This is a genomic window from Paraburkholderia atlantica, assembly GCF_000092885.1.
Lineage (GTDB): Bacteria > Pseudomonadota > Gammaproteobacteria > Burkholderiales > Burkholderiaceae > Paraburkholderia > Paraburkholderia atlantica.
On sequence record NC_014119.1, the window covers coordinates 1 to 25356 of the forward strand.

Here is a 25356-nt window from a genome sequence, read left to right on the forward strand (position 1 = left end):
GGTGCCGATGGATATCTGGCTAGGTTTGCTCGCGGCACCCACGGCGGTGCTCGCCACACAGAGCGTCGACTATGCGCTGATCCGGCTCGCGTGCGCGAGCGGCGCCGCGTGGCCGATGCATGCGGTCAGCGCGGCCGCGTTCGCGTTCTGCGCGTTTGCCACGTGGCTCGCCTACGGCCGCTGGCGTGCCGAACGATCGCGCGGCACGCCGGCGTATGCTGCGCGCGCCGCGCGCGCCGGCTTTTTCGCGCTGATGGCGATGATCGTCGGTGCGCTGTCCGCGCTCCTGCAACTCGCGATGTGGTTTCCGCAATGGCTGCTGCCCGCTTGCCGATGAGAAGGCACATTCGCTGGTTCGCATGCGCGGCCTGGCTGCCCGGCGCGACGGCTGCCGCGCATGGGCTGTCGGTCGCCGATCGCGCGGCCCTGTCGTTCGGCTGGAGCTTCGAGCCGTGGATCGTCGCGTTGATGGCACTCAGCATTGGCGGGTATCTGATCGGCTTTGCGCGGCTGCGGCGCCGCTCGCGCGCTCAGAGGCGCGGCGCCGGCTCGCGCAGGCTGCATCTGCTGGCCTTCGCCGGCGGCTGGAGCGCGCTCGGGCTCGCGTTGATGTCGCCGCTCGATACGTTGTCCGGCGCGCTGTTTTCCGCGCATATGGTGCAGCACGAATCGATGATGCTGATCGCGGCGCCTCTGTGCGTGGCTGGGCGTCCGCTCGCCGTATGGATGTGGGCGCTGCCCCGGCGTGCGCGTATGGCGCTCGGGCGGGCGGTGCGCGCTCGCCCGTTCGCGCGTGCATGGCGCTGCCTGAGCGCGCCGCTCGTCGCGTGGGCGCTGCACGCCGTCGCTTTGTGGGCGTGGCATGCGCCGACGTTGTTCGACGCCGCGCTTGCGCATCCATCCGTGCATACGTTGCAGCACGCCAGCTTTTTGCTGAGTGCGCTGCTCTTCTGGTGGACCGTGACGGGCGACGGCGCGCGCCGCGGCAACGGCGGACACGCGATGCTGTCGCTGTTCACGACGATGGTTCACACGAGTGCGCTCGGCGCGCTGATCACGCTGGCTCCGGGCCTCTGGTATCCGTCGTACGTCGAGCCGTGCGCGGCGTTGGGCATCGATCCTCTGCACGACCAGCAATTGGGCGGACTGATCATGTGGGTGCCGGGCGCGCTGGCCTATCTGACCGGCGGGCTGCTCGTCGCGTCGCGCTGGCTGAGCCGCGCGGACCGGCAGCCGGCTTTCACGCAAGACGCGGCGAGGGCCCGCGGGGAGGGCGCGCGATGATGCGAAGGCGCACGGTGGTGCGAGCGGCGGCGGCGGGTGCGTTGCTCTCGGTGTGCGTTGGGCTGCTGGCGATCGCGTTCAGCGGCGGGGCGACCGCGACGGATAGCGCGGCGGCAAGCACGGACGCACAGGCTCGGGGCGGCGCGGCGAGCTTCGATCCGTCCCGGCTAGCGCGTGGCGAGTACCTGGCGAAAGCCGCCGATTGCGCCGGCTGTCACACCGCGCCGCAAGGCGGCGCGCCATACGCGGGCGGGCTTGGCATGGGTTCGCCGTTCGGCACGATCGTGTCGAGCAATATCACGCCGGACCCGCAGTACGGCATCGGCCGCTACACCTACGAAGAGTTCGAGCGCGCGCTGCGAGAGGGTGTCGCACGCGGCGGCAAGCGGCTCTATCCGGCGATGCCATACGTGTCTTTCTCGAAGCTCAGCGACGAGGACGTGCACGCGCTCTATGAGTTCATGCTGCACGGCGTCGCGCCGATCGCGAAACCGACGCCGCGCTCGGACGTCGCGTTTCCGTTCAACCAGCGCTGGGCGCTGCGCTTCTGGCAGATGCTGTTCGTGCCGTCGCAGCCATACGTGCCGCGCCCGCAAAGCGACGCGATCTGGAATCGCGGCGCTTATCTGGTGCAAGGTGCAGGACATTGCGGCGCATGTCATACGCCGCGCGGAATGTTCTACCAGGAAAGCGGCCTTGACGAGTCGTCGAGCGACTATCTGGTGGGCGGCGTCAACGATCACTGGTTCGCGCCCAACCTGACCGGCGACATGGGTTCGGGACTGGGCCGTCTCACCGCCGCGGACATTGCCGCATTTCTGAAGACCGGCCACGGCGCGGGCGTCGTCGCGTACGGCAGCATGGTCGAACAGGTCGAGGACAGCTCGCAATATCTGACTGACGAGGACCTGCACGCGATCGCGCATTATCTGAAGTCGCTGCCCGCCCAGCAGCCGTCCGGCACCTATACGGGCGGCGCCGATCCCGCGCGTTCGAGCGTGAACGGCAACCGCGTGGCCGACTCGCTGAGCGTCGGCTTCAACGTCTACCAGTCGTTCTGCGCGAGCTGCCATCGCGCGGACGGACGTGGCGTGCCGAACGCGTTTCCCGCGCTCGCCGGCAATCCTTCGGTGATCGCGGAAGATACGACTTCGCTGATCCGGCTGCTAATCGAAGGCGGCAACAGCCCGACGACGCAAAGCGGCCCGCCGCGTCAGTCGATGCCGGCGTTTGCGACGACCCTCGCCGACGTCGAGATCGCTCAGGTGTTGACGTACATCCGCGGCGCCTGGGGCAACAACGCGCAGCCCGTGACCGCCAACGACGTCGCGACGTTGCGCAGCGAGTTGCACAAATAGCAGGCGAGCCGCGCGCGGATCATCCATTAACCGACGCGCTGATATGCGCGATCAACGGATAGTGATCCGACGCGACTCGCGAAAGCGCCGTGCGATGCACATCGACACGCAACAGCCGTTCGCCCGGATGCACCCAGATGCGATCCAGCGCGAACAACGGAAAGCGCGTAGGAAACGTACGCAGCGCGGTCGCGCGACGAAAATGCGTGACGAGCCGCCTGAGCGTACGTCCGTAAACGAACCACTCGTTCAGATCGCCGAGCAGGATGACGGGCAGCGCGGGCGTGTCGAAGCGCTGCAATACCTGCTCCACTTGGGCGCGCCGTTCGCTGGATGCAAGCCCCAGATGCGTCGCTACGACGCGCCACAGCTCGCCGTTGCAATCGATATCGGCGTCCAGCGCGCCGCGCGGCTCGCGGCTCTTGAAAGACAGGTCCAGCGTGCGCACCGCGCGCACCGGATAGCGCGTCAGCACGGCGTTGCCAAAGCGTCGCGCGGGCGTGTCGAACGTTGGACCCGCGACGGCGTCCAGGCCCGTCATGCGTTGGAGCAGTGCAAGCACATCGGGCGAACTCGCGCCGCCCAATGGCACTTCCTGCAGCGCGAAAATATCCGCGTCGATCTCAGTCAGCACATCGCCAATGCGCTTCGGCGCGAACTTGCCGTCGATCCCCACCGCGCCATGGAGGTTGTAAGTCCCGATGCGCAGTTCGCGTTCGCGGGCAAACGTCATGCGCGGCTGATCGATGCCGGGGTCGTGCATCAGTGTCATCAGCTGGCCTCGTCCTGACATTGCGTTGATGTTTTGCCCGAGGCATCGCGAGGCATCCCGCTGTGGTCGCGCAAACGCTGCGCGCGTTCGGCTTCATCGCTGGCGCGCGGCTTGTCATCATCGCTCGGCGCGCCTTCGTGCGGGTCGCTCCTGGTCGATCTGCCGAGAAAACGCTGCAACAGCATCGACAACCCGATCAGCACCGCGCCAATGCCGATCAGCACGGCGAACGAGCCGGCCGTCGGGCGCCGCAACGAAGCAACCAACTGATGCGCGAATGCCACCGTCAGGAAGATACCCGGACCCATGCCGAGCATCGTGCCGATGATGAAATCGCGCATGCGGACGTGTGATGCACCTGCAACGAGATTGACGATGGCGAACGGCGCGACGGGCAGGAGTCGCAACACGACGACCGCGACGATTCCGCGCTTGGCGACACGCTCCGAAAGCCGGTTCACGCGTGCGCCCGCGAGTTTGCGCACCGCATCGCGCCCGAGCCGGTTGCCTATCCAGAACGACGTCGCGGCGGCCACCGTGGTGCCGATGAACGCATACAACCCGCCCCACGCCGCGCCAAAGACGACTCCCATCGTCGCGATCAGCAAGGTCACGGGCGCGCAGACAACGGCCGCCGCGATATAGGCGAGCACGATCCACAGCGGCGCGAGCGGCAGCGCCTCGATCTGCCGCACCGCATTCGCGAGGGATTTGAGGTTGAGATAGCCGGCGAGCGGCGACCAGTGCCACGCCGCCGCGAACCCGACGACGAGCAGCGCGAGCACGCCGAGCAGCGCATATCGTCCAATCAGCGGCCGCGCCTTCTCGGCGGGCACGAACTGATCGATGAGTTCCTTCGCGGCGATGGGCGTTTCGGGGTCGATGAGCGCATCGGGCGGAATAAGTCGATCGAGCTCGGGTGAGACCTGCGGATCGAGATCGACGAGCGTTCGATGCTCGTCGCGGTCGCGCTGCAAGGCACGAATCGCCGCCGTCACGCTGCCGCGCGCATCGCGCTCGCGCACGATGTCCGCGACTTCGCAGCCGAGATGCTCGGCGAGCAAGGTATCGCGCATCTTCGCGATCGCGCGGCGGATGCGTGCATCGGCGCCGGCATCGATCGACACATTGCACTCGCTGTCGAGCATCATCGAGCGATTGTTCAGATTCGCGGAACCGACGATCAGCAATTCGTCGTCGACGATCATCAGCTTGCTGTGCACGTTGACGATGGATTCGCCCAAGCCGGGGACGTCGGGACTCAGCAGGCGATAATGGCCGTACTTGTCGGCCTCCTTGAGCATCCCGTGCAGGCGCGCACGGAGCACGCCCATCGTCACTTTCTGCAGCCAGCCGGTCTGATTGCGAGGCACGACGATCGTCAGCTCCGGGCCATTCTCCCGCGCGAGCGATTCGCTCAGCGCCGCGCCAATCGGTGCCGACGTGAAGTACTGGTTCTCGATGTAAATGCTGCGGCGCGCCCGCGCGATGGCATCGAGGTACTGGGTGCGGATTTGCTGCTTACTCTCGCGACCCATGTATGCGGGCTCCGTGAGCGAGATGGCAATGTCGACATTTTCCAGCTCGACGCCGCGCGACGGCGGCCACGGGTCCTGCGTCGGCGGCACGGGTTGCGCGCGGATTGCGGGCTTGCTCTTGCACGCGCGTGCCCACCGCTCGCGCGCGAGTATGCCGATCTCACGTGCGGCCTCGCCATCGAACATCGAATGGACATCGTGACACGGCTGATACCGTGCGCCGTTTGCATCGCGGCGCAGGGGATCGTCGGCATGATGCTGCTGCGTGTCCCAGCGCGAACGCGTGAGATCGAGACCGCCGACGAACGCGAGACAATCATCGATTACGACGATCTTCTGGTGGTGCGAGCCGCCCAACGGATGCTTGCCGTCCATCTGAAACGCGATGCGCCGGTGCGTGCGCCAACCCATCTTGAACACCGGTAGCCATTCGCGCTCGAATGCATAGAGCATCGCGAAGTCCCACGCGAGAATGTAGACGTGCAGCAGGTGCTTTTTTGCGGCGACTGCGTGCAGAAAGTCGCCGAGCGCTTCAGGAAAGCCGTCGTTCGATCCTTCGGGCGTGAGCCTCATGCGGCTGTCGATATCCCAGCCGAGGATGAACACCGTGCGCTCAGCGCGCGTGATCGCCTCGCGCAGCACGCGGAAATAATCGGCCCCGTCGATCAGCAGCGTGAAGCGATTCGCATGGCGCACGCTCTCGCAGTTGCGTCCCGGCTCGAAGAACGATTCATAGATGGGAACGATACGCGCAGCATCACTTGGATATAGAGGGTCTTGCATGGCATGTTCGCGGTCACATTGCCGGAACGATGCGCAAGATGCGTGCCGCGCGCGTATCGGGTGGAAAAGGGCGGGCAACGCTCGAGGCGAAGGCATCAGCCCACGCTCCCGCCACCGTCATGCAGGGACGCATGCGGGTCAGCTTTCTATGACCTCGCCCGACCAGATGTGATCGAACGTAGCGCCGGCCTCCCGTTGCACCTTGCGGACGGTTTCCGCGTCGGGGGCGTCGTATTCGCAGATCATATGTCTGCGATCGACAGAAACGACACTGCGCTTCCAGACGACGCCGTACAGTTCACTGCACGGTGCGAGGCGGTCTTCCACCACGGACAGCTCCGCATCCGACTGTGGCGTCGGAAAGCTCCTTTCAACGACGACGTGCGACATGTCAATGCTCCGTTGGGCGACAGAAATTGCCTCCGCTGCAATTTAGTCCGCCGGTGTTTGAACGATCGTTGTAATCGAGGGGTAGCGCTGATGGAGCCGTTGTAGTGCTGCGTGACTCCGGGGCGAAATCGGCTCGCCTCCGAGCAACTCACGTAATGAAGCGAGAAGGGACTCGGCGGATTCCATCTCGCTTCGCGCGAGCGCTGCCTCGACCAGCACGGCTGTCGCAACGATTCTCCCGGTCGGCGAATTGAGGATTTCCGCTGCTTCGAGCGCTTCACGCGCGTGGACAATGGCATGCTCGCTTGCTCGACGGTCCAGACAGATCAGCGCCACCTCGTTGAGGACATAGCAGAGATGCCGCTTGTCGTCCGCCTCGCGCAATGTGTCGAGCCCTTCGAACCGACAGTCGCGCACGTCGCCGCCCGTCAGACGAAGCGACGCAATCGCGCTGAGGACGTTCGCGTAAGGCGCGCCCGAGTAGCCCATGCGCCTCGCGGCCACGACGATCGCGCCGGCCAACTGCGTGACTTGCAAGTAAGCGCCGCGCTCGAAATCGACGGTCGCGAGCCAGACGAGACACTGATACTCACGCCAGTGGTCCCCGATCGCTCGCGCCTGCCGCACCGCGTCGTTCAACTGTGCGGACCCGGTGTCCAGTGCTCCGTCGGCTCGCGCAAGCAGCGCCGCGCCCCACATCAGTTCCACGACGCGCAGGTCCAGGAGTTCAGCCAGCGCTTGCGCTTCCAGCAAAAGGCTGCGTGCCCGCGGCAGTTCGCGCTCCAGTTCGAGCAGACACCGGCCCGTATTGGCAAGCTGCTTGCAGCGGGTCGTCGCATCGGCCTTGCGCGCCGCGGCTGCTGCGCGGATCGTGACTTCACGCGTCCGTTCGACGTCGTTCGCCTGTTGTGTGAGCCACGACAGGCTATGGAGACCTTGCACCACCTCGGCCTGAAGCGACAGCGCTTCGGCTTGCTGGATGGCGTCCTCGAATTCCTGTTCCATCGACGCGGGACATGTTCTGCCCGAACTCGCCAGAGCGACGAGCCGCGCGGTGAGCAACTGGATTTCGAGCCGCACCCGCTCGCTCCCCCGCGGCAGTGAACGGGCATGGGCCAGACCGCGATCGGCGACAGCGCGAGCCTCGCTGGCCGCGAACACTGCCACGCAGTGTTGACTGGCTTCGACGCACGCTAGCGCCGTCATCCGCGAGTCTCCCGCTAACGTTGCATGATGAACGACTTCACCGTGCAGTCGCGAGTCGTGGGTGCTCGACGCCAGCAGTTGCTGCGCGATCTGATGGTGAATCGCCCGCCGGTGGGGCTGCGAAAGCATCCGATAGACGGTCTGTCGCAGCAGATCATGGGTGAAATCGAACCCGGTTTGCGAGGCTGCGGTCAGGACGCCTCGACGTTCCAGTTCAGCCAGGCTCGATAGAACGTCAACGAGTGGTCGGTCGAGCAGTTGCGCGAACTGCTCGGGGGCAAATTCGCGCCCGATACAAGCCGCGAACGAAAGCAGGTCGCGTGTGCGCGCATCGAGCGGTGTGAGCCGATCGGCGATCAAGGCCTCGATCGTGAGGGTCGCGGTTTCAGGTGGCGCTTGCGTCGAGCGCGCTAATTCGAGCACATAGAGTGGATTGCCACCACTGCCTTTGACGGCCTGCTCGACCCGGAGATCGCTTCTGGATGCGCCCAGAAGTGCTGCAACTTCGTCGGCGGAAAGTGGCGCCAACTCGACGCGCGTCATCTTGGAGTCGTGCGCGAGCGACTGCAACAATTTCGCTGCAAACCGGTTGTCCTCGGTTTCGGCGGGCCGTGCGGCCGCGACGAAGACGACCGGCAGGCCGGGCGCGAGGCGTCGCAGCACGAAGTGCAGCAATGCCGCCGATGCTTCGTCGAGCCACTGCAGATCGTCGAGGACGAAAGCCAGTTGCTGTTCGACCGACAGACGGCCGAGCAGCGCGACGACCGCTTCGAAAAGCCGCTCGCGGCCACCCTCGTCGCGCTGAATGCCGGACGCGCTGTTGACTGTCGCACGCACGAGCGGGGCCAGAGCTTCGTCGACGGGCGGCGCTGCGTCGCTCGCGAGGTCGCGCAATGCATCTATCCAGATGCCGTACGGGCGGATTGCCTCGGCTTCGTAGCAGCGCGCGCGAAGCACGCGATACGCGGCATTCGACGCGCATTCGCTGAAATATTCGAGCAGACGCGTCTTGCCAATGCCGGGCTCGCCCGTCAACAGCGTCAATGTTCCGGCGCCCGACGACGACGCCAACAGATCGTCGAGTCGTGCGCGTTCCACTTCGCGCCCGACCAGAGGCAAACGCGAGACCGGTTGCTGGTCGCCGCCGCTCGCATGCGCGTTTTGCACGGCCGTCCGAAGACGGTCTTCAGGCGTGCGGTGTTCATCGCGCGGCATACGATCGCCACCGTGATTCGCGCGACTTCGGCGTGTATCGTCTCGCATGCGCTGAACCGCGTCGTCGAGGCTCGCACAGGCGCGCGCCCCGACCTCGCGGTGGAGCAGCTCGCGCGCATACCGGTGATGTTCCTGCGCATCCGCATGACGGTCCGCGGCTTCCAGCAATGCGATGAGCGCTGCGTGGCCCGTCTCATCGAGCGGATCGGCGTCGATCAGCTCGTGCCCGTACTGCAACGCGCGCGGCACGTCCGTCGCCAGCGTCGCGACCAGCGCGCGCAGGACCGTGCCGCGAATGCGGCCGAATCGTTCACGCTGGCCAATACACCAGTTGTAGAAGCGGTAGCAGCCGGGCAGTTCGAGCCCGCCAAGAAAGTCACCACGCAGCATCTGCGCTGCTTCCTGCAGCGCGGCAACCGGTGTCCGCTCCGCTCCCCCTGCGAGCAGCGCCTGAAGCCTGGTTACATCGACAACTGCGCCGGCGGCTTCAAAAGCGACGTGCGTGCGGCTCGCCACGATGCGCTCGTGCGATGCGTCGTCGAGCAGAGGGCGGAGCTTGGACAGGCTCCAGCGAAGGGCGGCGCGCGGATCGTCGGGACCCTCCCAGAGCATGTCGCACAGCGCCGGTCTCGATACCGGGGCGCCGGACAGAACGAGATAGCCCAGCAGCGCGCGCGTGCGTCGCGAAGCGGGCAACGTAACCCGCGCGCCGCCGCGCGTCAGTTCGAGTTCGCCAAGCAGGCGAATGCACAGTGGTCCGCACGAAGCGTCAGTAATTTCGACGTTTCCCACGATGGCTCCAACGCTGAATACAACCTTCCAGGTGCACGCTGCTCTCGTCAAATGGCAAAAACATCGGATCGCCGCTTACGCGCAGATTACTACCAGAGCGAAACGCGGTGCTACTGGAAATCAATGGAGGTCAACGTGGCTAACTATCAGGGCAAGCTCTTTGCATGCCTCGGCGCACTGGTGCATCGAGGCGGAGCCTCGAGATTGGAAACAACGTCGGCGGAAGTGGACGCGCTCCGGCTGTATGAAGCACTGGCTGACAATCCGCTCTGCGCGCAGCAACTCGCGAAGAGGACCGGCACCGATCGGCAGGCAGTGCTCGAATGGTTGGGGCGGCAGGTGTTGCGCGGCAATGTTCAGTATGACGCGGCGCGGCAGCAATATTGGATCAGCGAACCACAGGCATCGGCAATGGGCTGCGAGCCGGGACTTTGTGTTGTGCCTGTTGCTTTCCTGGTCTCATCGCTCCATACCGGACCCTTTGCCCGATGATGCCGCATGCGATGGCAGCAACTGCTTCGCCCGGCGCTTGCACTCCACGTCCACGACACGCGAAATCCAGGCTACGGCATCGTTTCCAACGCTTTCTTCAGTCGCGCGACTGCCTCCTCGGACTCCTGCTGGATTCGCGTGCGAACGAATAAGACATTGACCAGCGCAAACCATAGTGTCGGTGCGCGGTACACGAACTCACGCTCGAATCGTGTCCGGGACGCTACGGGTGTTAGAGCGTAGCTCACCGTGCCTGCGGGCTTCCCGTCTATCGCGCCGACAATCACCCATTTGTGAGGACGGTCTCGTACGGCAACCGTCCAGAGTACGCTTCCCCGACGACCCGCCACGCGAAATTCTTCCGTAACCTGTTCACCAACGTTTAACGAGTGGCCGATCGCCCCTGTTACCGATAGCGAAGACGGGTGCCAATCGGGCCAGTGAGCGGGCGTCGTTACGTAGTCGAAAACCACCGCAACCGGTCGCTCGATCGAGATCACGGTGGCAATCTTCGTCGTCAGATTGACCGACGCAGGCAACGGGACTACAAGCAGTGCAGCGACCGCGATGACTGCCAGGACCGCGCGCATCCATTTCGATGGCCATTTCATCTGGGACTCGCGAAGTATGCTCCGTGCGCCGATAGTATCGCATCGCGGCGCTCGTTCCGATCAAATCATGAACATCTGAGCGGTCTCAGTACGCGGGGCGAGCGTAACGACGGTTGACCATGAGGATCGCTAGAAAATGACATAGACCTTGCGCATCGTTTCTTCGACTTCCCACGTGCCTTCCGTGTGGGCTTCGAAGAACAACGTATCACCGCCCGTAAAGTGGATCGCGTCTTCGCCATCGGGCGTGAAGCGGCCACGGCCGCTCAGAAAGTGCATCACTTCAGACTGCCTGACAGAGCGCCGATAGATGCCGGGCTCTGAAACTCTGATCTCGGGCGTCCTGGCAAGACCGGCCGTGCTCCAGTCTTCCAGTCCCTGTAATGCGATGCTTTGTTTGATCTGCTGGACTTTCACGTTTCGTATCCGTCGATGAGTGAGATGAAAAATACTATTGAGGTCCTGCCAACCGCCGTTCCGGTCTGCCCAGTCGCACTACGGTCACACCCGCGCGCAACTGTCGCGGGTTCGAATGCGGCGTGTTCAGGAAAGCGGCATAACCGCCGTGCCGTTTCGGCTAGAATCCTCTGAGGAGGTGCCAGTCATGTCCGCTACCAGGCGCATCGATCCACGCCATCGCGGCTATCAGGCCCCACTGGACAAGACGACCCGCTACCCTGCGGAGCACGTCACGTTGACAGCCAGTTCCAGGAAAAGGTTGCGCCGCTGCGCGCCGCATCGCAAGGTCGGGCGCGGCAAGGTCGGCGTCGGGGGTAAGAGCAGCGGCGGGTAGGTCCTCATTTCGTCGCAAACGACGACGACCATGACACGCACGAACTGGTCGCCGCTTATCTCCAGCGAAACCGCATGCAGGTTTCGAACGCGTCCAACGGACGCGAGATGCATGAGCGTCTGGAAATGCATCTGCACGGCGAGCACAGACTAGCGGTGTGACCGAATTCAGCGAATCAAGTGCGGCAACGCATTTTTCGAATCATTTTCTAATAATGCCGAATTGAATTCGGCACATGGAGATAGTCAATGGAAACCACGGGGAATCCGACTGAACCTCCAGCCAGATCGACGTAGCGGCGTTCGCACTACTGCCGCATTTGATGTCAGGGTCGTTTTCGATCCTTCGCCAGCCTTTCTCCGAGAATGATTTTGTGAATGTTGGATGGATACACCCAATCGAGTGCCTGGTGTTCGACAAGATTCATGAAGCACGGCGGACCGCTACAGATTATTTGTGTGTTGGCCTGTGCGGGGCTCACGGCGTGAGATATAGCGTTCAAGATCTCTGCGTCGCTTAAACCAATTTTGTGGCAAACCCGAGCGTGTCCCAGGAAGTCGTCCAGCTCTTTCCTGAAGACGGCTCGCTGAAGTGTTCGAGCGAAATTGTAAATCTCGAGACATCTGCCGGATGAAGCAAGCCGCTTTGCAGTGCCGGCGATGGCAATCGATCCAACGCCCGCCGAGAACAATATATAACGGGGAGTGCTGTCCATCACGATAGCGGTACTTCTCGGCTTTCCGACGCGAATCTCATCTCCCTCGTTCCAGGAAAATCCCGATTGCGGGAACTCTGACTCTTTCGCGATCCGTTGCCTGACACCGAGGATGAACGCGTCGTCACGAGCAGGAACGCGCCACAGGGGATGGGAACAATGTTGCTACTGGTGTGCCGGACAAGGTCGACGATTGCACCGTCGTCAAATGGCGGCAATTGGGTGGGGTATTTTGTCTCTATCTCGATCGCGAGGTACCCCTGCGCAAGTTGCCACTTTCGTGTCACAACGGCAGCAAGCATTTTTTCGTGCATGACTCCTCCGGTACGAATCTGATATGAGCGGGAAGCTACCGGTGCAACCCAACACAATGCAGATGGCCCGGGCATTTATTGTTGTGAGTCCGTGTCAGGGTAGGGCGCGCCGATGAAGCCCGCAAGATGCGGTTCGCGCATGCCTTGTATACGCTAATCACGATATTCGTCCGGAACCGGCCACAGCTGTGGTTCGTGTTTTGACCTTGACTTGTCCGCTTATGGCTTGCGGATTCGACCGGAGGATGCAACACAATGAACGCCTCATGAGTGGCGGGAGTATTGCAAATAAAACAGCGGCCCCCAGGATGTATTGCAGCGAAAGCCAGAAAGCGTTGATTTGGGAGCGCTGGTGTAGAGGAGGGTTGTTGCAGCACATCGCCAGCTATTTAACCACATGGAATTCTGATGCAAACTGGGGGAATCGAACCTGAGCGACGCCGGCGATCCAGACGACAGGTGTCTAGATGGCAGCCGAAGGTGGCCGGTGACACCAACAGACGGTCGTACAGAAGCGTCCGGCAGACCCCGCATAGAACAGCTTGTTTAGTCACATACCGACAGTCATGAATCGGCTCATGCTATCTAATCCGACAATTGAACTACTCCTGCGCATGTCGCGCAGCGCCGCGCTCGTCGGCACGTGGCTGTTCTGCCCGACAATTCAGTCAGCAATGGCCACCGAAAAAGCGGAGACCATGTACCAGCAATGTCGCAGCCAACAGTCGACTGCCCGACAGCGCGATTGCTATCCTGCCGTGCTCAGGCAGGCCGAAATCGAACTGGCGGCTGCCGGGAATGAGGCGCGGGCCGACCTGGTGGAGCTCGAAAGTATCAGCGAGGGGAGCCGTGCTGTACATCCCGTGCTTGCCTTTGACGAGGCTGCCCGCGACTTCGGCGCGTTTCGGGATGCCGAGAGCAGACGTGTGCGAGCTTCGTATGGCTCAGGCAACGGCGGCGACCTTGCGGCGTACGCGACGTCCATCGAAATGACCATCGCGCGCGCCAGGCAACTGGCCGGCGAAGCAGGGGCGCGCAGAGCAACGGGATACTGACGTACAACGTTCCAAATATCATTTTGCGGCGGTAATTTCTCGATTCGCCGCGTGGGACGCGTGCCCGGATCGGCCCAGCACTGAACCATAAAGGTAGCGAGAAGCGAAAGTTAAGTGTCGCTAGCGAGGCAGTTTGACGCCGCGTCATCCGAACCTCTCCGTTGCCGAAACTGATCTCGATAATTCGGACCAGGGCAGCCAGTTCACCAGCGATGACTGGCAGTCATTTCTGAAGGCTCACCACATGGTGCCAAGCATGAGTCGTCGCGGAAACTGCCATGACAATGCCGTGGCCGAGAGTTTCGCCAGTGCGTTGAAGAAGGAGCGAATCAAACGGCATATCTATCCGAGCCCGGGCAATGGCCACCTCGGACGTATTCGATTACATTGAAATGTTCTATAACCCGATTCGCCGACACGGTTTCGTCGGCGATTTATCGCCTGTAGGGTTTGAGCAACTGCCGGAGTTCCTTAAATCACCTCGCCCCCCGGTTGCCACGGGGCACAGGCTCTGCGATATTGAGCACCATTTCAACCCGAGGGAAGCATGGTCACTGTCAAGACAAAAGACTGGGGATTGCAGTTCAAGCACCTGGAGGCGCACATTGGTAACGTAGCCGCAGCCGTGAAGCAGCATGAGGCTGACCTGAAGGATGAATTGTCCAAAGTGGCGGCAGGAGGCGGGCAGCATGCCTATGCACGGCACGGCTGGCAGACGGGATGGCAGGCGCAGATGGTGCGCGCGGTTGCGGGAAAAACACCAGATCAAGCCTTTGATCCCTTTGGCTGCAATCCCGAGATTCGTACCTGGGGTCGAGTCATGATCGCAGACCCCGCTGGTCTGGTGATCGGACGCTACGGACTCGGTGCCGATGGTCGTCGCGTAGTGGCACCGGTTCAACCCACCTTCACGCCCCTGCCTGATACGGCAGCTCCCCCTAAGGGAGCATCCGCAGGTCACTTCATTTCGCCCATGGCCCAGCACCTGGCGATGACCTCCAGCAAGACCAAACTGAAGGCTTGGGGAGTTTGGACACGTGCGCAGCGGAAAAAGGGTACTTCGACAGCATTCCACGGCGTTCGGCGTGTTGCCTTGACAGTGAAAGGCCCCGGTCCCCTGCTTGGCTTGGGCTTCACTCTCCCTAAAACGGCAACGCCCCGATCCGAAGAAGAGGCCCGCTGGCTGCTGGAGGCATTCGAGCGACGCGCAACCTTCAAACAGGTGATGGATGGTTGTCCATTCAGCTCGGCGCAAGCGCGCAAATCTCTACAGATTGCCCTGGAAACGCTGCACCACGGCTCTACGCAAGCGCTGCGATCGTCGAACCCCATCGCATTTCCCCAGCTATCCAGCTTTTTCGACGCCCTGGAACTCGAAGTCCAAGGCAGCTACGGTGTGCTCAGCGTCTGGGATCGCGTGGCATCTCCCAGTGGCTGGAGCCTCGTGACAGCTTATGCGACGGGCGGCCCAACGCTTACGGAACAGATTGAACTCAGCGTGGACGGGAGCACCAAGCCTGACGGGGCCCTCACCGGCATGGTTTCCGACGGAGTGACGACGAAAACCGGCACCGTGAAAGACGGCAAAGTTGTCTTGACCTGACTGCCCCCCGATGGTTTGAAGAGTGCCTTACCTACATGTCGGCGGATTCAGGCAAGTGCGTCCGGATCTCGCGTGACAGATGTTCAGGCAGTGGCTCGCGCGGTGCCTGTTCCGCGGCTGGTTCTATCCTCAATGAGATGTTTCAAGCTGGTATGCGGCAGCCGGAAGAGACGCGGCCAGGACGGCTCAAAGGCCGCCCGAGCCTGCCGCCGGTCGGCACGATGGGCTCGATCAGCGGAACCAGTTGGGTGACGTCGTTACGATTGGCAGCCGTCTCTATTGTTGCGCTACAGGTCCCGCGAAGAATCTCGCGGGACCATTGCCGCCAGGGAGCGAGACTTACTTGATCGCCTGGATCTCGTCGACGATCTGCTTCATCTCCGGGGTCTTTTCGTATTTCGCCCACACCGGCTGGGTCGCCTTCACAAACGCTGCACGGTCGATCTGAGCTGCCGGGATGATCGTTGCGCCACCTGCGGTGACGGTTTTCTGCGCTTCGGCTTCACGTGCGGTCCACAACTGCTGATACACCGGCACCGAGTCGGCCGCGGCCTTCTTGATGATCTGCTGCTCCTGCGGCGTCAGCGTGTCCCACACCTTCTTCGAGAACACCAGCACTTCTGGCGTCATCGTATGCTGGGTTTCCGAGTAGACCGTGGCGACTTCGAAGTGCTTGCCTTCTTCATAAGTCGGGAAGTTGTTTTCTGCGCTATCCACGATGCCGGTCTTCAGGCCCGTGTACACCTCCGCGGTCGGCATCGGCGTCGGGATGCCACCCATCGCCTTGATTTCGTCGACAACCAGCTCGGAGGGCTGGACGCGGACCTTCAGGCCCTTCATGTCCGCCGGCGACTTGATCGCCTTCTTCGCGTACATCGAGCGCGCGCCGCTCTCGTAGAACGTCAAAGCGATCATGCCCTTCGCCGTGAACGCGTCGAGGATCTTCTGGCCTTCCGGGCCGTACATGACCTTGCGGAAATGGTCGATGTCCCGGAACAGGAACGGCAGCGACGGGATCATGATTTCCGGCACGATCTCGGTGAATGAAGCACCGTTGGCACGCGTCATGTCGAGTGCGCCGATGCGGACCTGGTCGATCGTGTCCTTCTCCGAACCGAGTGCGCTGTTGCCGAACACCTTCACGGTATCCTTGCCGTTGGTCGCCTTGCTGATTTCTTCGCCCATATGCTTCACCGCCACATTGGTCGGGAAGGTGTCGCCGTGCACCTCGGCAACGCGGAACACGCGCGCTTCAGCCGACATCGTGCTGAAGGCCAGCGCCGCAGCTGCGACGATCATCGAAACACGGGAAAAGGCAAACTTATTGTTCATCCTGCGAAACTCCTCCGGTTGGGGGTTTGTAATTTATCGGGTATTTTTCATGCGTCAACTCTAGATCGGAGCCGACCCGGCTGGACCGGATTCGCCGCCCAGTTTGCGAAGCCCGATGACAGCGGGGCTGGAGGGCGAAGTGGCGGGGCTGCAGCGCCGTGGGCCTAGGGCCAGGAGCCCGGCGCTAAACGTCCGGCGCATAGGGCGGCTCACATCAGGTAGCAGCTCAGCATTCATCGCTGCTGGCAATACCGTGACCCGCTGCTTGCCGAGAGCGATCCAGCCCTAGGGCGGGTCTCCAACGAACGGCCCGGCCAGCAAACGCCCAGCCGTGCCGTCGCGCGGTTGAAGCGTCGCCCAAAACGACGCTCGCATAGCCGCTAGCCGTCAAAGACACCGGTGCGGCTCCTACGATTCGGGCGTCGTCTGTGGCTCAGACCGATGGCCGTGTGGGTGCTCGAGGCGCCGCCAGCTCACTTCTTCCCATCAATCACGGCGACCACCTCGCCGCGCGTGTACTCCTTGTTCGCCAGCGCACCGGCCGGCGTCTTCGCGAGCACCGCATCGAGTTCTTCCGGCTTCACTTCGAGCACCGGCATCCGGATATCGTGCGGCACCTTCTTGCCGGCCAGAATCTGCTGCGTCACCCAGAACGCGAACGTCGACGCGCCGGGCGGAATCGTCACCGACATAGTCTCGTAGCCGCTCTTCTTCTGATCGGCCCACCACGCGAGTTCTTCCTGACGGTTGCCGAGGATGATGATCGGCGTCGGCCGTCCCGCCGTCTTGATCGCCTGCGCGGCGCCGAAGCCGTCACCGCCTTGGGTCACGACGCCGTCGATCTGCGGCAAGGTCGGCAGAATGCCCGCGACCTGCTTTTGCGCGACCGTCTGCGTCCAGTCGCCGTGTACCGAGCCGACGATCTTCAGCCCGGGATACTTCTTCAACTGCTCGACGACGCCCTGGTGGATCTCGTCGTCCACCGACACGCCCGCGAGTCCGCGGATCTCCAGCAGATTGCCCTTGCCGTTCAAACGCTTCGCAAGGTAATCGACCTGCATGCGGCCCATGCCCTGGAAGTCGACCGCGATTCGGTACGCGCAGGGCTCGGTCGCGATTCCGTCGAACGACACGACCGTCACGCCCGCGCCGCAAGCCTGCTTGATCACGCCATTGAGCGCAGTCGGCGAAACTGCGTCGACGACGATCGCCTTGTAGCCCTGCAAAACCAGGTTCTGGATCTGCTGGACCTGCTCGGTCGCCTGGCTTTCGGCAGTCGTGAAGCTCGGCGCGGCCGCGACGATCTTTTGCTTGACCGCGGGGTCCGCGACGTTAGCCCAGCTCTTGAGCATCTGCTGGCGCCAGCTGTTGCCCGCGTAGTTGTTCGACAGCGCGAGCTTCTGCGACGAGGTGTCGCCCGTCGCGACCTGAGCCGAGGCACCCGCCGATGCCGCGGCGATGCACAGCGCCACGGCGATTGTTGTCATCTTCATTTTTGTCTCCGGTTGTTTTGATGGTGTAACGCTTCAACGCTCCGCGCCGCGCACCCCGACGTAAAGCGAATAAATCGACGAGGTCGCCGCGATGAACAAGCAATTCCGGTTGATGCCGCCGAACGTGAGGTTTGCGACTACCTCGGGAATCAGCATCTTACCGAGCAGCGTGCCGTCCGGCGCATAGCAGTGCACGCCGTCCTCCGCGCTGGTCCACACGTTGCCGTGCTCGTCGACGCGCATGCCGTCCGGGACGCCGCTTTTCATCCCGACCAGCACCCGTCCGTTGCGCAAACGTCCGCCGCCCGCCAGGTCGAACACACGGATATGACGCGGCGCGTCGTCGTCGTGCGACGCGGCGGAATCCGCGATATAGAGCCGCGATTCGTCCGGCGAGAATGCGAGACCGTTCGGCTTCACGAACTCGTCGCTGACCAGTTCCACTCGTGCGCTGTCCGCCGACACACGATACACGTTGCACCGGCCGATCTCGCTCTCAGCGCGATACCCTTCGTAGTCGCTCAGGATTCCGTAGTCCGGATCTGTGAACCAGATGTTGCCGCTCGAATCGACAACGACATCGTTCGGTGAATTGAGCCGCTTGCCTTCGTAGTGCGACGCGAGCACGGTCACGCTGCCGTCATGTTCGGTGCGCGTCACGCGCCGCGTGCCGTGCTCGCAGGTGACGAGCCGGCCTTCGCGGTCGCGCGTGTTGCCATTGCTGTAGTTCGACGGCGCGCGAAACACGCCGACGCCCATGCCCGGCGCCCAGCGCAGCATCCGGTTGTTCGGTATGTCGCTCCAGACGAGCAGGTCGGTCGCCGGGAAATACACCGGTCCTTCGGCCCACAGGCTCTGATCGGTGACGCGCGTCAGGAACGCGTTGGGCTGAAGCAGCCGCCTGAAACGCGGGTCATGCACTTCGTAGTCGCTGGATTTCATGTCCCCTCTCGTTCTTTGTGTAGATTCGCAAAGTAGTTCATGCGGGTTCACGCGGCTTCACCGCACGATCTTTCCGCCGGCCGCGACCGTCACCGCGACGATCAGCACGCCGTAGACGATCGCGCGCACGCCCGCGTCGGCGCCGAGCGCATTGAGCGCGGCGTTGGTGAGGTACAGGAACATCGACGCACCCCACACGCCGACGATCGTCGCCTTGCCTCCGGCGACCAGCGTGCCGCCGATCACGACCACGGCGATCGAGATCAGCATGTACTCGACGCCCATGTCGAGCGACGCGCCGCCCGAACTCGCCGCGAGCAGCAGCGCGGTGAGCGCGGCGATCATCGAGCACAACACGTACGCGACGCAGCGCGTGCGGTGCACGTCGACACCGGCGAGCCACGCGGCCCGCGCGTTCTGCCCGATCGCCGACAGCCTGCGGCCATACACCGCGCGATGCAACAGCACCGCGAGCGCCGCCGACAACGCGAGCGCAAAAAGCGCGATGTACGGCACGCCGACGAACCGGCCGGTCGCGAACGCGCCGAGCGCGGGCGGCGGCGGCGGCAGCTGCCGGCCTTGCGTGATCGCGATCGACTGGATGATGAAGCTCGACGACAGCGTCGCGATGATCGGCGGAATGCGCAGCAGCCGGATCAGCACATAGTTCGCGAGGCCCACCGCGACGCCGACGCCGAGCGCGGCCGCGACGCCGAGCACGACGCGCGCGTCCGATCCGCCCATCACGTGCATGCCGATCACGCCGGCGAGGGCGATCGTCGACGGCACCGAGAGATCGATGTTGCCGACACCCGACGTGATCACGAGCATCTGCCCGAGACCGACCAACACCATGAACACGCCGTACGTGAGCGCCGTTTGCGCGACATTGCTGGCGATGCCGAAGCCGAACACGCCGACGATGCCGAACCACACCAGCACCGCGCCGGCGAACGACCACGCCCACGGCGCCTGAAGGTCCCTCAAGCGCGTGAAGACACCGTCGCCGGCACCGATCCCACTGTCCGAGGTCTGCGATTTCATTGACGCTCCCCGCGTTGAAGCAGCACGCGCAGCGACAGCACGATGATCAGAATCGCTCCTTGCATGCCGACCTGCCAGTCAGCCGAAATGTTCAGGAAGGCGAGGAACGATGCCGCAAGCGTCAGCGTTGTCGCGCCGAGCACCGCACCGATCACCGACACGCGTCCGCCGATGAATTCGCCGCCGCCCAGGATCACCGCCGCGATCGACAGCAGCGTGTAGCGCAGCGCGAGATTCGCGTCGGCGGAGGTCGTGAGGCCGAGCAACGACAGCCCTGACAGCACGCCGAAGATGCCCGCGATCCCGTATAGCGTCGCCTTGCTGCGCACGAGCGACCAGCCGAAGCGGCGCATCGCGCGGGGATTGCCCCCGGCGCCCCGAATCCGCACGCCGGCCGAGGTACGCATAAGCAGCACATGGCCGATGATCGCGATCACCACCGACCACACGATCGGCGCCGCGATCAACGGCGTCTGGTAGTTCATCGCGGTGCCGAGCCAGCCGGGGCTCGTGCCGCCAGGCGAAGGCAGCAGCACGATCGCGAGGCCGCTCCACACGAACGAAAGCCCGAGCGTCACGACGATCGACGGGATCTGCCGCAGCTCGATCAGCGCGCCGACGGCCGCATACGCCAGCACGCAGCCGACGAGCGCGAGCACGCCGAGCCATGGCTCTTTCGCGAGCAGCGTCGCGCCGATGCAAGCAACCAGACTCACGAACGAACCGATCGACAGGTCGAGATCGTTGACGGTGATGATCGCGAGCTGCGCGAGCGTCGCGAGCACGATCGGCACCGCGAGATTGAGCAGCAGGCTGCTGCCGAAGTAGCTCATCACCGCAGGCTGCATGATCACGATCGGCACCAGCACCGCGATCAGCGAGATCGCCGGAAGCAGTGCGCGCAGGCGCGCCTGAGTGTTTTGGACAGTGAAGCGTTCGACTGTAAAGCGCGCGGGCGTCATGCGGCCTGCTCCTCGAAGCTCGCCGCAAGCAGCGCTTCTTCCGTGCATTGGTCGGCAGAGAGCACACGCGTGACCGCGGCGGAGCGGAATACATACGTGCGGTCGCAATGCGACAGCTCTTCGTTTTCGGTCGTGTACCAGAGGAAGGTGCGGCCCTTGTGCGCTTCATCGTGCACGAGCTGATAGATATCGCGCTTCGTGCCGACGTCGACGCCGCGCGTGGGATCGTCCATCAGGATCAACTCCGCGTCCGACGCGAGCGCGCGCGCGAACAGCACCTTCTGCTGATTGCCGCCGGACAGCGACAGAATGCCCGCGTTCATCGGTGCGCCGCGTATGCCGATCTTCGTGCGCCACGCTTCGACGAGCGCGCGCGCCGCGGTGCGATCGACCAGACCGCGCCGCGCTTTGGCGCCGCCGAGAAGCCACCGCAGATCCAGATTCTGCGCAATCGACCAGACCGGAAACACGCCGTCGCGGCCGCGGTCGCCCGCGACGAACGCGGCCTTCACGCGGGCGGCGCCGTGACGCGTCGCGGCCTCGTAGATCGCGAGCAGCGCCTCCGTCTGCCCTTGTCCCGCAAGTCCCGCAAAGCCGACGATCTCGCCGCGCGATGCCTCTATCGACGTGCGCTTATGTGCGCCGACGTTCCAGCGGAACGCGCGCTCGCCGCCGCTTGCGTTGCTCGAGCGCGCGGCCGTGGGCGTCTTGTCCGCTTCGAGCTGCTGGCCCATCGCCTGAATGATCGCCGCGCGGCTCGACGCCTCGCGCGGCAACACGCCGACGATGCCGCCGTCGCGCATCACGGCCACGCGATCCGCGACACGCTCGATCTCGCCGAGCATGTGCGTGATCAGTACACACGTGATACCGCGTTGCGCGGCGCGTCGCACGAACGCGAGCAATTGATCGGCGGTATGCGCGTCGAGCGACGAGGTCGGCTCGTCGAGAATCACGAGCCGCACCGGTGTGTCTGTCACCGTGAAGCCGCGCGCGATCTCCACCATCTGCTGTTGCGTGAGCGTCAGGTCGGAAACCAGCTCGTTGCCCTTCAGCCCGTTGCCGGGGAAAATTTCATCGAGCTTCTCGCGCATCAGCGCGGTCGCCTCGCGGCGCCAGCCGCGCCCGCGCAATTGCGGATGCACGATCGTCATGTTCTCGGCGACCGTCAGGTTCGCGCATAGCGACAACTCCTGGAACACGCAGCGCACGCCCGCATCGCGCGCGGCGTTCGCGTCGTAATGCGGCGCGGGCTGGCCGTCGACGACGATGCGCCCCTGCGTCGGCGGATAGACGCCGGCCAGCACGGCCATCAGCGTGGACTTGCCGGCGCCGTTGTGTCCCGCGATGCCTACGCATTCTCCGCGCTGGAACGCGAAGTCGATGTCGGCGAGCGCGCGTACCCGGCCGAAGACCTTGCCGATGCCTTCGAAGCGAATCAGCGCGCTGTGCTGCTCGTTGCTTGATGTTGCTCCCATTCACATGCCTCCATGCCTGGCGACGCGAACTGCTTGCTCGAACTGCTTGCTCGAACTGCTTGCTGGGATGTGACCGGACGCGCTTACTTCTTGTCGAGCAAGGCCACGGTCTGCGGTAACGTGTAGGTCACGTCGGCGAGGCCGCCGGGCGGCGTCGCCGCAAGCTTCGCCGGCAACTCCTGTTCGGAGATTGCGAGCAGCGGCACGTTGATCGTTACGTCCTTCGGAATGTGCTTGCCTGCGAGCACCTGCTGCGCGACCCAGAACGCGAACGACACAGCGCCCGGCGGGTTCGACAGCGAGCGCGACTGGTAGCCGGTCTTCGCCTGCTCGTTCCACCACTGGAGTTCGGGGTAGGTGCTGCCGATGATCATCGGCGGCGTGGGTCGATTGGCCGCCTTGAACGCCTGCGCGATGCCGAACGACATCTCACCTTCGGTCGCGACGCCGTCGACTTCCGGCAGCGTCGGAAGAATGCCCGCGACGGCCTTCTGCGCGACCGACTGCGTCCAGTCGCCGTGCACCGAGCCGACGAGCTTCAGGCCCGGATGCTTCTTCAGCCCTTCGAGCACGCCCTCATGCATCAGGTTGTCGACGGAAATGCCGGCCACGCCCCGCACTTCCAGGACGTTGCCTTTGCCGTTCAAGCGGGTCGCCAGGTAGTCGACGCCCTGTTCGGCCCAGCCCTTGAAATCAAAATTGACGCGATACGCGCACGGTTCGTCGACCACACCGTCGAACGATACGACGACGATGCCCGCCGCGCACGCCTTCTTGATCGTACCGTTGAGGGCGGTGGGCGACACGGCGTCGATCACGATCGCGTTGTAGCCTTGCAGGACCAGGTTTTGCACCTGCTGCGCCTGCTCGGTCACCTGGTTTTCAGCGGTCGTGAACGCGGGCGCGGCGGCGATCTTCTTGTCGCTCACCGCCTGTTGCGCGACCGTGTTCCAGCTCTTGAGCATCGACTGGCGCCACGCGTTGCCCGCGAAGCTGTTGGATAGCGCGATTTTCTTTTGCGACGTATCGCCGGCGGCGACCTGTGCGTGCGCCGCGCTGCCGAACATGCACGCTGCGAGCACCAGCGCGGCCCTGACATCTATTCCTCTACGGAACACTGTCGTCTCCTATGGTTTTTCTTCGAGACATGACGCGGCTTTACTGACAGTGCGCCGCTATCGGTCTGTATTGATCTCTGCCGCGGTCAGGCCAATTATTCTGGTCAGGCCAATTGATCGCGGAGCCAGTATAGCGACTGGTTTTGGCGCGTGCAATGCGGTTGGTTACCGGTAACGAATTTAGGACCGAATCAGCGGGGAGACGACAAAGACACTATCGGGGATATGTGCTCGTCGCCCGCGCGGCAGACGTCGGCGCGCGCTGCTGGGCTTGGAAGGACAAGACACGGGTCCACAAGGCGGTCGCCGCTTCCACGACTTTGATCATGACGACGGCTTTCACCGTGGGTTCCACGGTCGCAGCGCTCAGTTCGAGCAGGGCGGGGGCCACAGCGGCGGTCATGGCGGACACAACCAGGCACCGGCACAGAAGAAAGAAATAGGGAAGTGTGACCGGAAATGCCCACCACCATGGCCAGCCGATCCTCTCGAGCTGCGTCGAGTCGGCTGTCAACCAGGTGGTCAGCAAGCGTTTCTTGAAGCGGCAGCGGATGGCCACGCGACCGCTTCGCGCCTGATGTCCTGCAGCCGGTCAGGTACGAAACTCGGATTTCAATGCCTGATAAAGCCGCCGATACCGTGCGAAACGGTCTCGCAGCACGCTCCGAAGCGCCGCCTCCGGTTCATATCTTTCAACGACGGCCGGCGCTTTAACCACGGCAGCAAGTGTTTCCCGTTCACATGCAAGACGAGCGAGGCGACCTGCTCCAAGTGCCGCGCCGAGTTCGCTGCCTTCATTCCGATTGAGTTCGAAGCCCAGTGCGGAAGCGCAGAGTTTCCCCCAGAATGCGCTGCGCGAGCCACCGCCCACAAACGAGGCGGCGCTGAGCGTCGTTCCCGCAGCCTGCAACGCGGCGTACCCATCCGCCATCGCGAACGCGACACCTTCCATCACGCTGTAGGCGAGATGCTGAGCACCGTGCGCTGACGTCATGCCATAGAAGATGCCCTTTGCAGTGGCATCGTTGTGCGGCGTGCGTTCTCCGTTCAAATAGGGCAGAAAAATTGGCGCTGTGGCGCTTTGTCCCGAAGGTGCGATCTCGATCAGCTCGGCAACGCTGCTCTTAAGCAAACCGGACAGCCAGTGCAGGCTCGCCGCTGCGCTGAGGATCACGCTCATCTGATGCCATTGCTGCGGCACGCAATGGCAAAACGCATGGACCGCCTGCCCGGGGTTCGGTGCATAGCCCTGGGTCGCGGCGAAAAGCACGCCTGATGTCCCCAGCGACAGAAACGCATCGCCTGGCCGGGCAACACCAATGCCAATTGCGCTCGCGGCGTTGTCACCTGCGCCGCCACAAACCGTCACGCTGCCGTCGAGGCACCACTCGCGCTGAAGTTCTCCCCGCAGTTGGGCTGCAGGCTCGCTGCCTTCAACCAGCCGAGGCATGTTCTCCCTCGACATACCGATCGCGGAGAGCATGCGGTCCGACCAGTCCCGTTTTGCGACGTCGAGCCAGAGTGTTCCCGAGGCGTCGGACATGTCGGAGGTAAACTCGCCAGTCAGGCGCCATGCAATGTAGTCTTTGGGAAGCAGCACCTTGTGCACGGCACGAAAGACAGCGGGCTCGTACTTCGAGAGCCAAAGCAGCTTGGGCGCCGTGAAGCCCGGCATGGCCTGATTCCCGGTGATATTCCGCGAATCGGGCACGAGCGCCTCGAGCTCCACGCACTCCGCGTAGGCGCGTGTGTCATTCCAGAGGATCGCCGGACGCAGAACATTCCCACTGCGATCGAGTAGCGTTGCACCGTGCATCTGACCGGAGAGGCCAATACCGCGCAGCGCCCCGAACACGCGAGGGTGCTCGCTGCGGATTGCCGCTATGGCGTCGAGCGTTGCGTTCCACCAGTCCTGAGGGCTTTGCTCCGACCAGAGGGGGTGAGGATTGTCGACGCGCAGTCCAGCCCGGCTGCTGGCGATGACGTTCGATTCGGCATCGGTGAGCACTACCTTCACCTCGGACGTACCGAGGTCGATTCCCAGATAACTCAAGGTGTATTCCCAA

The 25356-nt window shown here is 63.5% G+C and carries 22 protein-coding genes and 2 pseudogenes; 8 read left to right on the forward strand and 16 right to left on the reverse strand.

The features are described from left to right. Nucleotides 1-7 precede the first annotated feature (7 nt). The 3 genes from BC1002_RS27575 to BC1002_RS27585 are packed head-to-tail and all read left to right on the forward strand — an operon-like array spanning nucleotide 8 to nucleotide 2642. Nucleotides 8-337 (forward strand): hypothetical protein, encoded by a 330-nt coding sequence (locus BC1002_RS27575; protein ID WP_013093280.1) that lies wholly within the window; start codon nucleotides 8-10, stop codon nucleotides 335-337. After that, nucleotides 334-1284, forward strand: coding sequence for a cytochrome c oxidase assembly protein (locus BC1002_RS27580; protein WP_013093281.1), 951 nt, complete (start codon nucleotides 334-336; stop codon nucleotides 1282-1284). The genes BC1002_RS27575 and BC1002_RS27580 overlap by 4 nt, the downstream gene beginning before the upstream one ends. Continuing rightward, nucleotides 1281-2642 carry a cytochrome c gene (locus BC1002_RS27585; protein WP_013093282.1) on the forward strand — a complete coding sequence of 454 codons (1362 nt, stop codon included), beginning with the start codon at nucleotides 1281-1283 and terminating at the stop codon, nucleotides 2640-2642. The genes BC1002_RS27580 and BC1002_RS27585 overlap by 4 nt, the downstream gene beginning before the upstream one ends. Before the next feature lie 19 nt (nucleotides 2643-2661). Here BC1002_RS27585 and BC1002_RS27590 read toward each other — a convergent pair whose 3' ends face one another. From BC1002_RS27590 to BC1002_RS39095, 5 genes and pseudogenes are all read right to left on the reverse strand, one after another. Then, on the reverse strand, nucleotides 2662-3414 hold the full coding sequence (locus BC1002_RS27590) for an endonuclease/exonuclease/phosphatase family protein (RefSeq protein WP_013093283.1): 753 nt from the start codon (nucleotides 3412-3414) through the stop codon (nucleotides 2662-2664). Further along, the gene (locus BC1002_RS27595; protein WP_013093284.1) at nucleotides 3414-5735 is read right to left on the reverse strand and encodes a VTT domain-containing protein; all 2322 of its coding nucleotides are present in this window, start codon (nucleotides 5733-5735) and stop codon (nucleotides 3414-3416) included. The genes BC1002_RS27590 and BC1002_RS27595 overlap by 1 nt, the downstream gene beginning before the upstream one ends. A 138-nt stretch (nucleotides 5736-5873) precedes the next feature. Further along, nucleotides 5874-6125, reverse strand: a complete 252-nt coding sequence (locus tag BC1002_RS27600; protein WP_013093285.1) for a nickel-binding protein — start codon at nucleotides 6123-6125, stop codon at nucleotides 5874-5876. 42 nt (nucleotides 6126-6167) lie between these two features. Then, the gene (locus BC1002_RS39090) at nucleotides 6168-7874 is read right to left on the reverse strand and encodes an ATP-binding protein (protein WP_238538096.1); all 1707 of its coding nucleotides are present in this window, start codon (nucleotides 7872-7874) and stop codon (nucleotides 6168-6170) included. Between the two features lie 138 nt (nucleotides 7875-8012). Beyond that, nucleotides 8013-9158, reverse strand: a pseudogene (locus BC1002_RS39095) (AAA family ATPase); the annotation flags it as partial. Between the two features lie 303 nt (nucleotides 9159-9461). Between BC1002_RS39095 and BC1002_RS35720 the strand changes: the two are divergent. Next, on the forward strand, nucleotides 9462-9830 hold the full coding sequence (locus BC1002_RS35720; protein WP_049870292.1) for a helix-turn-helix domain-containing protein: 369 nt from the start codon (nucleotides 9462-9464) through the stop codon (nucleotides 9828-9830). A 71-nt stretch (nucleotides 9831-9901) separates the two neighbouring features. Here BC1002_RS35720 and BC1002_RS27615 read toward each other — a convergent pair whose 3' ends face one another. Both BC1002_RS27615 and BC1002_RS27620 read right to left on the reverse strand, forming a co-directional pair. Then, nucleotides 9902-10441: an SRPBCC family protein gene (locus BC1002_RS27615; protein WP_013093287.1), complete on the reverse strand. Its 540-nt coding sequence runs from the start codon at nucleotides 10439-10441 to the stop codon at nucleotides 9902-9904. A gap of 129 nt (nucleotides 10442-10570) precedes the next feature. Further along, entirely contained in the window at nucleotides 10571-10858 is a 288-nt protein-coding gene (locus BC1002_RS27620; protein ID WP_013093288.1) for a cupin domain-containing protein, read from the reverse strand. Nucleotides 10859-11045: 187 nt separating this feature from the next. On the opposite strand from BC1002_RS27620, the gene BC1002_RS36745 reads away from it, so the two are divergent. The 4 genes and pseudogenes from BC1002_RS36745 (at nucleotide 11046) to BC1002_RS27640 (ending at nucleotide 14921) form a co-directional block, all read left to right on the forward strand. Next, complete coding sequence (locus tag BC1002_RS36745; protein WP_013093289.1) at nucleotides 11046-11234, forward strand: hypothetical protein; 189 nt, start codon at nucleotides 11046-11048, stop codon at nucleotides 11232-11234. Between the two features lie 1595 nt (nucleotides 11235-12829). Next, complete coding sequence (locus tag BC1002_RS27635) at nucleotides 12830-13318, forward strand: lysozyme inhibitor LprI family protein (protein WP_013093290.1); 489 nt, start codon at nucleotides 12830-12832, stop codon at nucleotides 13316-13318. A gap of 181 nt (nucleotides 13319-13499) precedes the next feature. Then, nucleotides 13500-13776, forward strand: a pseudogene (locus BC1002_RS36755) (IS3 family transposase); the annotation flags it as partial. Between the two features lie 89 nt (nucleotides 13777-13865). Then, nucleotides 13866-14921, forward strand: a complete 1056-nt coding sequence (locus BC1002_RS27640) for a hypothetical protein (RefSeq protein WP_013093291.1) — start codon at nucleotides 13866-13868, stop codon at nucleotides 14919-14921. Between the two features lie 339 nt (nucleotides 14922-15260). Here BC1002_RS27640 and BC1002_RS27645 read toward each other — a convergent pair whose 3' ends face one another. The 9 genes from BC1002_RS27645 to xylB all read right to left on the reverse strand — a co-directional run bounded on the left by BC1002_RS27645 (nucleotide 15261) and on the right by xylB (nucleotide 25343). Then, nucleotides 15261-16253 (reverse strand): TRAP transporter substrate-binding protein, encoded by a 993-nt coding sequence (locus tag BC1002_RS27645; protein WP_013093292.1) that lies wholly within the window; start codon nucleotides 16251-16253, stop codon nucleotides 15261-15263. A 473-nt stretch (nucleotides 16254-16726) separates the two neighbouring features. Further along, nucleotides 16727-17746: an ABC transporter substrate-binding protein gene (locus BC1002_RS27650; RefSeq protein WP_013093293.1), complete on the reverse strand. Its 1020-nt coding sequence runs from the start codon at nucleotides 17744-17746 to the stop codon at nucleotides 16727-16729. A gap of 33 nt (nucleotides 17747-17779) precedes the next feature. After that, nucleotides 17780-18688, reverse strand: a complete 909-nt coding sequence (locus BC1002_RS27655) for an SMP-30/gluconolactonase/LRE family protein (RefSeq protein WP_013093294.1) — start codon at nucleotides 18686-18688, stop codon at nucleotides 17780-17782. A 57-nt stretch (nucleotides 18689-18745) separates the two neighbouring features. Then, a complete protein-coding gene (locus BC1002_RS27660) occupies nucleotides 18746-19732 on the reverse strand; it encodes an ABC transporter permease (protein WP_013093295.1) in 987 nt (328 codons plus the stop codon). Next, nucleotides 19729-20694, reverse strand: coding sequence for an ABC transporter permease (locus BC1002_RS27665; RefSeq protein ID WP_013093296.1), 966 nt, complete (start codon nucleotides 20692-20694; stop codon nucleotides 19729-19731). Before BC1002_RS27665 ends, BC1002_RS27660 begins: the two co-directional genes overlap by 4 nt. Then, nucleotides 20691-22172 (reverse strand): sugar ABC transporter ATP-binding protein, encoded by a 1482-nt coding sequence (locus tag BC1002_RS27670; RefSeq protein WP_013093297.1) that lies wholly within the window; start codon nucleotides 22170-22172, stop codon nucleotides 20691-20693. The genes BC1002_RS27665 and BC1002_RS27670 overlap by 4 nt, the downstream gene beginning before the upstream one ends. 83 nt (nucleotides 22173-22255) lie before the next feature. Further along, nucleotides 22256-23290 (reverse strand): ABC transporter substrate-binding protein, encoded by a 1035-nt coding sequence (locus tag BC1002_RS27675; RefSeq protein ID WP_013093298.1) that lies wholly within the window; start codon nucleotides 23288-23290, stop codon nucleotides 22256-22258. 214 nt (nucleotides 23291-23504) lie between these two features. Next, the gene (locus tag BC1002_RS38295; RefSeq protein WP_162094071.1) at nucleotides 23505-23849 is read right to left on the reverse strand and encodes a hypothetical protein; all 345 of its coding nucleotides are present in this window, start codon (nucleotides 23847-23849) and stop codon (nucleotides 23505-23507) included. Nucleotides 23850-23882: 33 nt separating this feature from the next. Beyond that, nucleotides 23883-25343 (reverse strand): xylulokinase, encoded by a 1461-nt coding sequence (gene xylB, locus BC1002_RS27685; RefSeq protein ID WP_013093299.1) that lies wholly within the window; start codon nucleotides 25341-25343, stop codon nucleotides 23883-23885. Between the last annotated feature and the right edge of the window lie 13 nt (nucleotides 25344-25356).